The organism is Bradyrhizobium erythrophlei, assembly GCF_900142985.1.
Lineage (GTDB): Bacteria > Pseudomonadota > Alphaproteobacteria > Rhizobiales > Xanthobacteraceae > Bradyrhizobium > Bradyrhizobium erythrophlei_B.
Genome location: NZ_LT670849.1, coordinates 4,981,208 through 4,993,493, shown reverse-complemented (window position 1 = coordinate 4,993,493; position 12,286 = coordinate 4,981,208). Strand labels below are relative to the sequence as shown.

The following is a 12,286-nucleotide window of genomic DNA, read 5'->3' as shown; positions in this document are numbered from 1 at the left end:
TCCCCGCTTCAGATCACTTCTTCAGGGCATTTGAATTGACGTAGGCCGACCAGGCGGCGCTCGCCAGGATTTGCGACGGATCGGTCGCGCAGATTCTCGCGACCTCGGCGATCACCTGCTTGTCGTTCAGGTTCGGATGGTCCTGTTCGCTCGCCGCCGCCACATAATTCAGCCCCGACCAGAATCCGAAGATCCAGACGATGCCTTCCCCGCGTGTCGTCGCCGTCGAACGCCAATGCGCGCACGTCATCGCGCCGATGCCGTTGAGTTCAACGGTGACCCTGGACTCTTCCGCTCTGGCGATCGGAGAAAGCAGGCCTGCTCCGAGCAGGAGAATCCACATCCGTCTTGGCATCAGGCAGTTCCGATCGACTTGGCCGTTGCGATGTTCATCGAGGCACAACTATCCAATATGATGATATCCAACATTATATCGAGATATCGAGGCGCGAAATTGGCGAAAAGTGCTTCGCCGGTCGGTGCCGGGGGTCATGCCTGCGGCGGCCTGTCGCAAGGCGGCACGTTGCTTGCATCGCTGAGGCGATGAGCCTGGTTCCCTCGGGATCGTGTGTCCTTATCATGCGGGATGGAGCCGCGCCGGGTCTTTACTCGAAATAACCCTCGGGTGAAAATGCGACTGGATTCTGCCACATCGGGGCGTTGGTGATACAGCGGCGGTTCGCAGAGATGGCCGTCTGGTGCCGGGAAATCGCGATTCCGGCCGTGGTGATGGCTGTGCTCATCACCGCTAGCGCGCCCGCGAACAATGTCTATTCGCTGGCCATTGCCGACGTCACGCCGGCCACTTCAGCGATAACGCCGGACGCTGCAAACGTCCCGCTGTCAGGCGAGCTGGTGTCCGTCGAGCCGCTGTCCGTCGAACCGGCGACGACCGCGGCGCTTCCAATGGCGGCGGCTGCCGCAGATACGCCCAGGATCGAAACAGCGAAGACCGATACGATAAAGACCGATACGCCAAAGGTCGATTTGGCAGGCGTCGATGCAGCTGATGTCGATGCGGCAGGCGCCGCCACGCCGAACACGGATGCCGCGAAGGGAAGCGGACCTGTCCTGGCCGCGCTGGAAATGCCGACGCAGACGCTGGCCAAACCATCGCCCGATATGGCCGCCCAGCCGAACAATCTCGCCGGCCCGCAGACCGATGAGGTCTACGACGCCGCCAATTCGATTGAGATCGACGACGAGTGTCTCGTCATCGACGTCTGCGCCGACCGCTATCTCTGGCAACTCTATCAGAAAACAAAGAAGGAAGACTCCATCCGCGAGAGCACCTCGAAAAAGGTAACGATCAAGCGCAAGGGCAAATCGATCACCGTCACGCGAACCACATCTTATGTCGTCGACGAGGATTTCGGCTGGAAGGACCCGAAGGCGGCGACCAACGCCCGCATGTCGCTCGCCGATTATGTGATCGGCGGCGTCGACCGGAACTTCAAGCTCAGGCTGTTTTCGATGCTGCACGCCGCGGATCAGGCAGGCCTTGCGCCCGGTATCACCAGCGGTTTTCGCGACGATTATCGCCAGTCGATCGCGAGCGGCCTCAAGGCCGCCAGCAACAGATCCTTCCATGGCGGCAGCCTTCGCGGCGGTTATGGCCATGGCCTTGCCGCGGACATCGTCAGCACCAAGGGCGCCACGCGAGCTGAACGGCTGACCAACAGCAACGCTCTCTGGAAATGGGTCGACGATCACGGCAGCGAATTCGGCATCGGCCGTCCCTATCTCGACCGCGACCCGCCGCATGTCGCCCCCAACGACGGCGAGGAATTCGCGCGTCATCGTCCGGGCGTAAAGACCCGTCAGGCTACGGCTGCGGCGAACTAGTGCGGCGCGAACTTCGGAATCGGAGCTCTAGATTTGAGCGTTGCCTTCACCAAGGAAGAAAGTGCCGAGACGGCGTCCGAAACGCAGCTGCCGGATCGTCCGATCCCGCCGCATGCCAATCTGGTCACCGAGGCCGGATTGAAGTCGCTCGAACGGCAGTTGGCGGAAGCGCGCGAGGCTTTTGAAGCCGCGCAAGCCATCGAGGACGTCAACGAGCGGCGGCGGCAGGCAGCTCACCCGCAGCGCGATGTCCGCTACTTCTATGAAAGGGTGCGAACGGCCCAGGTCGTCCCGCCTCCTTCCTCCAGTGACAAGGTCGCCTTCGGCAGCACCGTCACTTTCGAGCGCAACGACGGCCGCGTGCAGACCTATCGCATCGTCGGCGAAGACGAGGCCGATCCGAAAACCGGCTCGATCTCCTTTGCCTCGCCGGTCGCGAGATCGCTGATGGGCAAAAGCGTCGGCGACGTCGTGGCCTCCGCAGGCCAGGAGCTCGAGGTCATCGCGATCGCGTAGGCGCCTCAGGCCCCTTTCACCGATCAGAGTGTGCGAGGCCGAGCACCACCTTAGGTTTGACTCCTTCGGGGCTGGCCGTCATAGCTAGATCGAACGATAGACCGTGCGATCGATTTTTCCTTACCTCCCGATTTTTCCTTATCTCCCGACCTCCCGGGTTGAGTGTCATGAATTTGAAGACGTACTGGATCTTGCCCTGCGTCCTGTTGCTGGGGCTATCGGCAAGCGCGCCGGCCCGAGCTGACGATTACCCCTCAAGGCCGATCACGATCGTGGTTTCGCTCGCGGCCGGGAGCGGCATGGACGCGATCACGCGGCTCTACGCGGAGAAGCTGTCGGAAGCCTTCGGCAAGCCGGTCATCGTGGAAAACAAGCCCGGCGCGGCTACGACCCTGGCGGCCAATCAGGTCGCGAAGGCGGCAGCGGACGGCTACACGCTCGTCGTGCTGACCAGCATCGCTCTGTCGATCAATCCGACATTGTTCAAGAGCCTCAACTATGATCCGCAGGACTTCACGCCGATCTCACTCTATGTGAAATCGCCGTTCGTCCTGGTGATCGATCCATCGCTGCCGGCGAAGACGCTTTCGGAATTCGTCGAACTCGCCAAAAAGAAGAACCCGCCGTTCAGCTATGCCTCGATCGGCACGGGTTCGGTGCAACATATGTCAATGGAGTTCGCCAAGAAGCGGCTTGGCTTCGAGGCAAACCACGTGCCGTATCGCAGCACGCCGGAGTCGGTTAACGATCTCATGGGTGGCCGCGTTGCGGCGAGCTTCCTCGAGGCCGGCCTCTCGATCCCCCTGATCAGGGAAGGAAAGCTGCGTGCGCTCGCGGTTTCTTCCGCGCAACGATTGCCGCTGCTACCGGACGTGCCGCCGTTCGCCGAGGTATCGGGCGCCACCGATTATGAAGGCGTGTCATGGCACATGCTGCTGGCGCCTGTGAAGACGCCCCGGCCGATCGTCGAGCGGCTTCATGCCGAGATGAAACGCATCATGCAGGCGCCCGAGATGCAGGCGAGAATCGCCGCGCTAGGACTGATCCCGAACGATTCGTCCTCGATCGACGGCATGCGCGGCTACATTCAGTCCGAGCATCTCAAATGGGGGACGATGGTGAAACAGCTCGGGCTCGAAGGCTCGCAGTAAAAATCGTCCGTCAAGCCGCCCGCACGTTGGTCAGGAACTTCGACACTTCGCTCTTGAGGCGACCGGAGTCGGCCGACAAGGTCTTCGCGGCCGCCAGCACCAGCGAGGAAGCCGAGCCGGTTTCGGTCGCGCCGCGCTGCACGTCGGTGATGTTGGACGAGACCTGCTGGGTGCCTTGGGCGGCCTGCTGGACGTTGCGGGAGATTTCCTGCGTCGCCGCGCCCTGCTCTTCCACCGCGGCCGCAATGGTCGAGGAGATTTCCGACAGCTTCTCGATGGTGCCGGAGATATCCTTGATGGCGTCGACCGAGTCCTGGGTCGCGGCCTGGATGCCGTTGATCTGCTGCCCGATCTCGCCGGTGGCTTTCGCGGTCTGCTCGGCCAGCGCCTTGACCTCGGAGGCGACCACCGCAAAGCCGCGGCCGGCTTCGCCGGCGCGCGCCGCCTCGATGGTGGCGTTCAGCGCCAAGAGGTTGGTCTGGCCGGCGATGGTGTTGATCAGTTCGATGACATCGCCGATGCGGGTGGCGGCCTTCGACAACTCGCCGACGCGATCGGTCGTCGAGCGGGCCTGACCGACCGCATTGCTCGCCATCCGCGCCGATTCCTGCACCTGACGGCTGATCTCGTTGACCGACGAGGACAGCTCTTCGGTCGCCGACGCGACCGACTGCACGTTGGTCGAAGCTTCCTCGGAAGCGGCCGCAACCGTCGTCGACAGTTGCTGCGAACGCGCAGCCGTCGTCGACAGGGTGCCGGCGGAGGATTCGAGCTGCGACGAGGCCGAAGAGACGTTGTTGACGATTTCGCCGATCATCTGCTCGAATTCGCGGGTGATGCCGTCGACGCGGCGGCCGCGCTCGATCTTGGCTTCGGCGTCCTTGGCAGCTAGCTCGTCGGCGGCGCGCTTGGCGATCAGGGCTTCCTTGAAGATCTGCAAGGCGTCGGCCATCTGGCCGATCTCGGTCTTCTCGCCCTGGTGCGGCACTACGGCGGTGAGGTCGCCCTTGCCGAGCGCCTGCATCGGCTCGACGATCGAGGCGATGCCCGCCGAAATGTCGCGGATGACGTAGAAGCTGACGGCAGCGCCGGCGAGAATGGCAAGACCGACAATGACGCCAAGCCACATCAGCATCGACGAATAGGTCTCTTCGGCCGCGCGCGCATCTTGCGCCGCGCCCTTGTCGTTGAGCTCGATGTCCTTGTCCAGAAGGGCCTCGGCTTCATTGCCGGCCTTGATCATCTCCTTGTTCAGGTCCCGCGCCTCGCGTGACAGGCCATCCTTCTTGGACAGCTCGATCATTTTCGCCGCGATACCCTGGTATGCCTCCCAGCGTTTCGACCAATCCGCGTAGAGCGCGCGCTCTTCCGGCGAACTGATCATCGCTTCATAGGCCCTGCGGACTTTCATGTTCTTCTGGGCGAGATTCTCCAGCGCCTTTTCGGCTCCGTCCTTGTCCTCCTTGGTCTCCGCCAGCATGTGCTGGCGGATGATGGCGCGGTACATGATGGCGTCGCCACGCAGATCGCCCAGTGCCTTGATGCTCGGCAGCCAGTTGTTGGCCATCTCGTTGGTGTTGGCGTTCAGCGACCGCATGCTGCTCGCCGAGAGCAGGCCCATGCCGGCCAAGGCCAGCAGCAGCAGGCAGACGACGGAGATAATCTTGGTGCGGATGGAGAGCTTGCTGAACATGGCGGAATCCGAGCAGGAGGGAGGCGGTTTTCGGCTGCTCCATTCATCGCCCAAAAAGGTTACCGAAAAATAGCCAAACGACCTGCGCGTTAATCTTTGGCCGACGAACGACGGGTTCTCATGCCGAGCCATGCTGTTCTGGTCGCTCGCCGCGCGAAGCAATGCGCTACAGGCGTATCAAGACCACGCCGCCGACCAACAACGCCGCGCCGACGACCCGGATCGCGCTGACGGGGTGAACCGGCACGCCCAGCAAGCCATAATGGTCGAAGACGATCGATCCCAGCATCTGGCCGGCGATGAGCAGCGCGAAGAACGCCGCGGCGCCGAGTTGCGGGACGAGAAAGATGGCAAGCGCAACGAAGATCGCGCCGAACAGGCCGCCGCTCCAGGCGAACCAGGGAATGCGCGCCGCCGTCACCATGGATGGAACCGGGTCCTGCAACACCAGCGCGAGCACCACCATGCAGATGACGCCGATGAAGTAGCTCATGAAGCCCGACCAGGCGGCCGAGTTGAGCGCGGCGCGCAAATTCGCGTTCAGCGCCTGCTGCACCACAAGACTGATCCCGGCCGTCGCGGCCAGGATCACGGGAATCGCCAATTTCAACATCTGATAGTTCCGGTATTTCACTGAATCGGACCACTAGCGCCGGATTATCGGCCGAAGCCAACCACCGCGCCACCAGCTTCCGAGCCCTCACCGCCGCGACGTTATGCTCGTTTCACGGCGCCCCACCCCTGCCAATATGATCGGTGGAATCAGGCAACGGGAGCAGCGCGATGGAGGCGACCGACAGGAAATTCGCAGGATCGATTCCCGAAATCTACGAGCGGCTGATGGTCCCGCTCATTTTCGAGCCCTATGCGCTCGATCTCGCCAACCGGCTGGCCAGGACCGCGCCGCGAGACATCCTGGAGACCGCAGCAGGCACCGGGGTTCTGACGCGAGCGATCGCCTCGCAACTCCCAGCGACCGCGCGCATCGTGGCAACCGACCTCAACCAGTCGATGCTCGATCACGCGAAAACGCGGCTCGGCGATCATCGGGTGGAGTGGCGGCAGGCCGATGCGCTGGCGCTGCCGTTTGCAGACCAAAGCTTCGATGCCGTGGCCTGCCAGTTCGGCGCGATGTTCTTTCCCGACAAGGTTCATGGCTACGCGGAGGCGCTGCGCGTTCTGAAGCCGCGCGGCCATTTCTTCTTCAACGTCTGGGACGATATCGCCGAAAACGACTTTGCCGACGTCGTGACCGAAGAACTGGCAGTCTTGTTTCCTGACGATCCGCCCCGCTTCATGGCGCGAATTCCACATGGCTATCACGATGCCGGGCAGATCCGCCGGCACTTGAACGCGGCGGGATTTGGCACGGTTTCGATTGAAACGGTCTCGCGAACGAGCAAGGCCGCCTCCCCGCGCGATGCCGCGGTCGCCTACTGCCAGGGCACGCCGTTGCAGAACGAAATTGTCACCCGCGACGCCTCGCGGCTGGAAGAGGCGACGCAGCGGGCGGCGGACGCCTTGGCGCGGCGATTTGGCGAAGGCGTCATCGAAGGCCGCATCCGGGCGCTCGTCATTACCGCTTCACGGTAGCCCTCGCCTGGCGAAAACCACAACGAACTCCGTGGTGCAGCCCGCTCCGCGACCGGCGCGATGCCGCATGCCGGCAAGCCGGTCGGCAGGGCGGCAAGCCGCTTGACGTTTCTTTCCGTCACGCGTCTGGCACCCCGGCGAGCAACAGGCCTCCATAAAAGCGTTCTCGCCCGTCAAGAAAGCCCTTGTTGTCGCTCGGTTGCGAAGCCCGCATGCGGCGGATCGTGAAGCCCGGATTGAGCGCGAACCCCGCCGCGGCGGCCAGACGTGCCTCGTCGAGTGAGCCTTGCAAGCCCAAAGCTGCGGCCAGCGCAAAGTGCGTAAAAGGAGAATTACGATTAGCCTCAATGCTTCGCCGGAACCACTCTACGGCCTCCGTGTCCAGACCGAGTTGTATCTTGCTCATGCCTAGAAAATGCATCCACCGATGAGCAAAAATATCGCGGGGCGAGAGTCGGAACGCCTCGAGTATGTGGCCTTCGGTTTCGCTGGCGCGACCCAGGTAATATTTAGCCATCCCGATAACGGCATGGGCATCGGCCAAATTGCGATCCAGCGTCAATGCCTGCTCACATTCCGCTATTGCCTGCACATTGCGGTTCGTCATGTTGTAGATGGTACCGAGAACCCTGTGCGCCAGCGCCCGGTCCGGATCCAGTGAGAGCGCCCTGATCGCATTCGCTTCGGCCATCGCCAGCAGCGCCGACCGGTCGTCCGTTAATATGTAGGCGCCGGCCGTGGCGTCGACGTTCGCAAGGCCGACAAGCGCCCCGACATTTCGGGAATCAATTTGCAGCGCACGCTCGAAAAAGCGTCTGGCCTGCGTTAGCGGTTCGGAGGTCGGCCCCTTGTAGAGACAGGCGGTGCCCTGAAAGACGAGTTCCATGGCGTCAGGGTTTCTCGAACGCTCCGCCCGTCGTGCTTCAGCCAAAATAAGCTGGGCGTCCAATGCCTGGGCCAGCCGTGCGACAATCTCGTCCTGCATGTCGTACAGATCGGCGATCGGCTTTTCGAAGCGCTCAGCCCAAATGTGCTTGCCGGTTTCCGCGTCGATCAACTGTACATTGACGCGAAGCCGTTTGCTGCCCCGCTGCACTGATCCCTCGAGCGCGTAGCGAACGTTCAGCTCGCGCCCGATCTGCTTCACATTGACGGCCTTGCCCTTGAAGGTGAACGCGGTGTTGCGGGCGATCACGAACGATCCGTCGATGCGCGACAGGTCCGTGGTGAGGCTCTCGGTCACCCCGTCGGCGAAATATTCCTGTTCCGGGTCGTCACCGAAATTCGCAAACGGCAACACGACCATGGAGAGGTACGGCGGGGATACCGGGCCGCGCACCGCAAAACCGTATGATGTCCCCGCTTCGGCGCCTGATCGTGGCCAGGCATAAGCTCGCGTTGGGCGAGCGATGTTCTTGAAGAACTGCTCTCCCATGTCGTCGAATTCGACAGCCAGCTTGCTGCTGACCTGATCGTAGGCAGCCGCAGAGAGGCAGATGCCGCCCGGCGCGGAGATGCTCTCAAGCCGCGCCGTGACGTTGACGTCGTCTCCGAAAATGTCATGGGGTTCGACAATGACGTCGCCGATATTGACGCCCACGCGGATCAGGATTCGCTGATCTTCCGGATCTTTGACTGAAACTTCCGCGATCCGATTCTGGAATTGCAACGCCGCCCGGGTCGCTTCGACAGCGCTTGGGAACTCCGCAAGCAGCCCGTCCCCGGTATTTTTTACGACCCGTCCGCCATGCTCGGCAATCGCCGGGACGACCACTTCCGCCAGAAGCGAGGTCAAACGCGTATGCGTCGCCTCTTCCTCGGCATGCATGAGCCGGGAATAGCCGGCCACGTCCGCCGCCAATATGGCGACTAACCTGCGTTCAAGCCGGGCGGAATGTTCCTGGACCATCATGGATAACCTGCTGCGGCCCAAAGTACGATAAAATCCAATCGAGCGCCAAGAACCACAAGTAGGTTGATCAGATCAGTCACACCGCAGGTTGACCTGACGTTCGGCAAGCTGACGATATGATTGCCCGGAGCTGTGGGAGGCTTCATGACGATTAATTCGACCGCTAAAATTTTCGCCAGAGAGGGCACATCGGACGCCGCTATCAGACTGGACCGACCGATCGGCGCCCCGGATAATCGAATTCCATGATCGCTGCGGAAAATACCGGCACCATTGACGTGAAGGGTCCGAATGCGACGGGGCAATGTCGAATTGGGGCAGATTTGTCGGAGATCTCCATACAATCGAAGCGCGACGATCTGGTTAAAGATGGAGGGAGGTATGCCGCTATCGCGGACCTGCTCTTCGATCACGGGCAAACCTCGCCCGACCGCGCCGCGATTCTGGCTCCCGGCCGCGACCCGATGACACACGGGGCGTTGTGGACACAAACCCGCGACGTCGTTCGCGCGCTGCGAAACCTCGGTGTCGGCCGAACCGATCGCGTCGCGGTCGTGCTGCCGGGCGGACCTGAGGCCGCGGTCGCCATGGTTACCGTTGCCGCCAGTTCGGTCTGTGTACCCCTCAATCAAGCTCTCACAGAAGACGAATACGGCCGCTATCTTGGCGAATTGCGCCTCAAGGCGCTGCTGACATCCGCCGATGCGAATCCGGCCGGCCGGCGCGTTGCGCAGGCAATGGGCATTTCCGTCATCGATATATTGCCGCAAACCAATCAGGGGGCCGGTTCGTTCCGCATCGCCGGCGAGACCGCGCCGCGACCGAGTGACGGCGAATTTGCCTCAGGCACGGACGATGCGTTCATCCTCTTGACCTCGGGCAGCACGTCGTCGCCGAAGACCGTGCCGCTGACGCATGCGAGCGTCTGCCTGTCGGCCGGCAATGTGGGCGACAATCTGTCGCTTGGACCGCGGGATCGGCTACTGAACGTGCTGCCGCTGTACCATGGACACGGCTTGATCTCGGGCCTGCTGGCCGCGCTCGTTGCGGGCTCGAGCGTGGTGTGCACGCCAGGCTTCGACGCGACAAGGTTTTTCGACTGGCTCGCCGAATTCCGGCCAAGCTGGTACACGGCGGTGCCTGCGATTCATCAGGCGATATTAGCGGTGGCGGCTCCCCACAGGGAGGCCGCAAAGCGATCTTCATTGCGGCTCGTTCGATCGGCTTCCACGTCCCTGGCTCGGCAAACTCTGAACGGGCTTGAAGCCTTGTTCGGCGTTCCGGTTGTCGACACCTTCGGCATGACAGAGGCCGCCACGCAGGTTGCTGCCAACCCGCCGCATCGGCGAAAGCCGGGCTCCGTCGGGCCGGCCGCCGGACCAGAAATCGCAATTCTCGACAGCCAGGGCCGGCAATTGCCGGCCGGCAAACGGGGCGAGCTGGCGCTGCGTGGTCCCACGATCACCCGCGGCTACGACAACGACCCGGCCGCAACAGCCTCATCGTTCCAGAACGGATGGTTTCGAACCGGCGACATCGGATATCTGGACACGGACGCCTACCTCTTCATCGTCGGCCGGCTGAAGGAAATCATCCACAAGGGCGCGCAGAAGGTCGCCCCCGCCGAGGTCGAGGCGGCGTTGCTGGGTCATCCCGATGTGGCCGATGCCGCGGTTTTCGCCGTACCCCATGACCGGCTTGGCTCGGATGTCGCCGCTGCGGTCGTCCTGCGCCCCGGCGCGAAAGCGGATGTCCAGGGACTGCGCGACTTCGCCCGCGAACATCTGGCCGGCTTCAAGGTCCCGGGCGTCATCCGGATTGCCACGGAGATCCCCAAAGGCGCTGGCGGCAAGATCAAACGCGGCGAGCTACAGGCGGCGTTTTCGTCATCCACGGAGGACCGGCAGACCGTCGAAACCGCGCCGCGCCGTTCGACGCTCGAGCAAAAACTTGCCAGCGCGTGGGCAGAAATCCTGGACGTCGGTCACATCGGCTTCGATCAGGACGTCTTGGCACTCGGCGTCGATTCACTTGCCATGACCCAGATGATCCTTCGCATCAAGGAGGATTTTGGCGTCGAGTTTACCTTCGACGACATCTTCGAGGCGCCGACGGTGGCAGCCCTGGCGCTCCGCGTGGAGTCCTCGCAAAAACGCTCTCGCTGCCAGCCGGCGCGATCGGGCGATCTTCCCGAGGGGAGCGTGCGCGCCAAGCGACATGGCATACAACCACTGTCGATCGTTCAGGAACGCATGCTGAGGATCGAGCGCAAGCTTCCCGGTCTGCCGCAATTCAACCTCCCTTTCGCCTATCGGCTGCAAGGCCCGCTTGACGTTGCCGCGCTCAAACGAAGCCTCGCCAGCGTCATGCGCCGTCACGCCTCGCTGCGCACGGCGTTTGGCTGGCGGAAGGGAGTGCCCGTCGCGCTCGTCATGCCGGAAGGCGAGGTCAAGGCCAGATTGACGGTAAAAGATCTTTCGCTGCGAACGCTTAAGAAAAGCGCTCGGGTAAAAAGGCTTCTGCTGCTGAAGGCGAAGCTCGAAATCGAGCAAAAATCCCTGAAGCGCATCGACACCGATCAGGCACCGCTATTTCGCGCCTCCCTGTTCCGGCTCGATGCGGAAGAGCACGTTCTGCTTCTGGTTTTCCATGACATCATCATCGACGGCTGGTCGGTGACGGTCTTCATGGAAGAGCTTTCCGAGCTTTATTCCGCCGAGGTCGACGGCCGGGACGCGGCGCTGGGCGAAGCCAAATTCCAGTTTTTCGATTTCGCCGATTGGCAACGCGAGTGGTCCACCAGCAACGCTGCAAAGCGGCAGCTCGCGCAATGGAAGGGAAACCTGGAAGGGTTCTCACCGCTGTTCGGCGATCCGGCGATCGGCATTGGCGACGAACTGGTCTCCCGCGTGATCGCGCAGCCGTTTCAGATTTCGAGCGCTCTTGCCGCGCAACTGAGGGGCCTGAGCCACGATCAAGGCGTGACGCTGTTCACGAGTTTGCTCACCGCATTCAAGGCGCTGCTGTCGTTGCGCAGCGGGCGCGACGACATCTGCGTGGCGACCCTGATGGCCAATCGCGCCGAGCTTGGAAGGGAACGGGTTATCGGTCCATTTGCCGGCACAACGCTGATCCGGACCCGGATTGATCCGAATTTGACGTTCGGCGAGGCGCTCGGTCGCGTACGCCAGGCGGTTTCCGAGGCCTACAACAAGCAGGAGCTGCCTTTCGACATCCTTGCGGCCCGGCTGGCGGAAGAAACCGGCCTTTCTCCTTCCTCGCTTGTTCAAATCTACTTCGTTCTCCAGGTTGGCTTTCGCCGGCCGCTCAAGCTCTCGAACATAACCGTCCGACGGTTCATTCATCAGGAGGGCCGAACCGTGATGCCGATCGACCGCGCCTGGCTTTCGATGACATTGAGAGAGACCTCGCCGGGGATTACCGGCCTGTGCGAGCACAAGGACGAGCTGCTCAAAACCAAGGCCACGCTGGACTGGGTCAAGGATTACAGAAAATTCCTGGCAAAGGCGGTCGCCAAGCCGCATTGGCAGCTTGGCCGACTGGCCGAGATCTGAG

At 62.3% G+C, this 12,286-nt stretch carries 9 protein-coding genes; 5 read left to right on the top strand and 4 right to left on the bottom strand.

Features of this window, described 5'->3' with window-relative positions; all coding sequences use genetic code 11:
* Nucleotides 1–13: 13 nt before the first annotated feature.
* Nucleotides 14–355, bottom strand: coding sequence for a hypothetical protein (locus BUA38_RS23735; protein ID WP_156898680.1), 342 nt, complete (start codon nucleotides 353–355; stop codon nucleotides 14–16).
* Nucleotides 356–687: 332 nt separating this feature from the next.
* Here BUA38_RS23735 and BUA38_RS23730 point away from each other — a divergent pair, with 332 nt between their 5' ends.
* The 3 genes from BUA38_RS23730 to BUA38_RS23720 all read left to right on the top strand — a co-directional run bounded on the left by BUA38_RS23730 (nucleotide 688) and on the right by BUA38_RS23720 (nucleotide 3,512).
* Nucleotides 688–1,845 (top strand): D-alanyl-D-alanine carboxypeptidase family protein, encoded by a 1,158-nt coding sequence (locus BUA38_RS23730; RefSeq protein WP_244553031.1) that lies wholly within the window; start codon nucleotides 688–690, stop codon nucleotides 1,843–1,845.
* Nucleotides 1,846–1,878: 33 nt separating this feature from the next.
* Nucleotides 1,879–2,361, top strand: coding sequence for a transcription elongation factor GreA (greA, locus tag BUA38_RS23725; protein ID WP_072821680.1), 483 nt, complete (start codon nucleotides 1,879–1,881; stop codon nucleotides 2,359–2,361).
* A 167-nt stretch (nucleotides 2,362–2,528) separates the two neighbouring features.
* A complete protein-coding gene (locus BUA38_RS23720; protein WP_083587728.1) occupies nucleotides 2,529–3,512 on the top strand; it encodes a Bug family tripartite tricarboxylate transporter substrate binding protein in 984 nt (327 codons plus the stop codon).
* A 10-nt stretch (nucleotides 3,513–3,522) separates the two neighbouring features.
* On the opposite strand, the gene BUA38_RS23715 is transcribed toward BUA38_RS23720, so the two are convergent.
* Entirely contained in the window at nucleotides 3,523–5,205 is a 1,683-nt protein-coding gene (locus BUA38_RS23715) for a methyl-accepting chemotaxis protein (protein WP_072821678.1), read from the bottom strand.
* 166 nt (nucleotides 5,206–5,371) lie between these two features.
* Nucleotides 5,372–5,818 carry a DMT family transporter gene (locus BUA38_RS23710; RefSeq protein ID WP_072826374.1) on the bottom strand — a complete coding sequence of 149 codons (447 nt, stop codon included), beginning with the start codon at nucleotides 5,816–5,818 and terminating at the stop codon, nucleotides 5,372–5,374.
* Nucleotides 5,819–5,988: 170 nt separating this feature from the next.
* On the opposite strand from BUA38_RS23710, the gene BUA38_RS23705 reads away from it, so the two are divergent.
* Nucleotides 5,989–6,798 (top strand): class I SAM-dependent methyltransferase, encoded by an 810-nt coding sequence (locus BUA38_RS23705; protein WP_072821676.1) that lies wholly within the window; start codon nucleotides 5,989–5,991, stop codon nucleotides 6,796–6,798.
* A 118-nt stretch (nucleotides 6,799–6,916) separates the two neighbouring features.
* Here the strand turns inward: BUA38_RS23705 and BUA38_RS23700 are convergent, their stop codons facing one another.
* The gene (locus tag BUA38_RS23700) at nucleotides 6,917–8,707 is read right to left on the bottom strand and encodes an adenylate/guanylate cyclase domain-containing protein (protein WP_072826373.1); all 1,791 of its coding nucleotides are present in this window, start codon (nucleotides 8,705–8,707) and stop codon (nucleotides 6,917–6,919) included.
* Nucleotides 8,708–8,955: 248 nt separating this feature from the next.
* Here BUA38_RS23700 and BUA38_RS23695 point away from each other — a divergent pair, with 248 nt between their 5' ends.
* Nucleotides 8,956–12,285, top strand: a complete 3,330-nt coding sequence (locus BUA38_RS23695) for an AMP-binding protein (protein WP_072821674.1) — start codon at nucleotides 8,956–8,958, stop codon at nucleotides 12,283–12,285.
* Nucleotide 12,286: the final 1 nt, after the last annotated feature.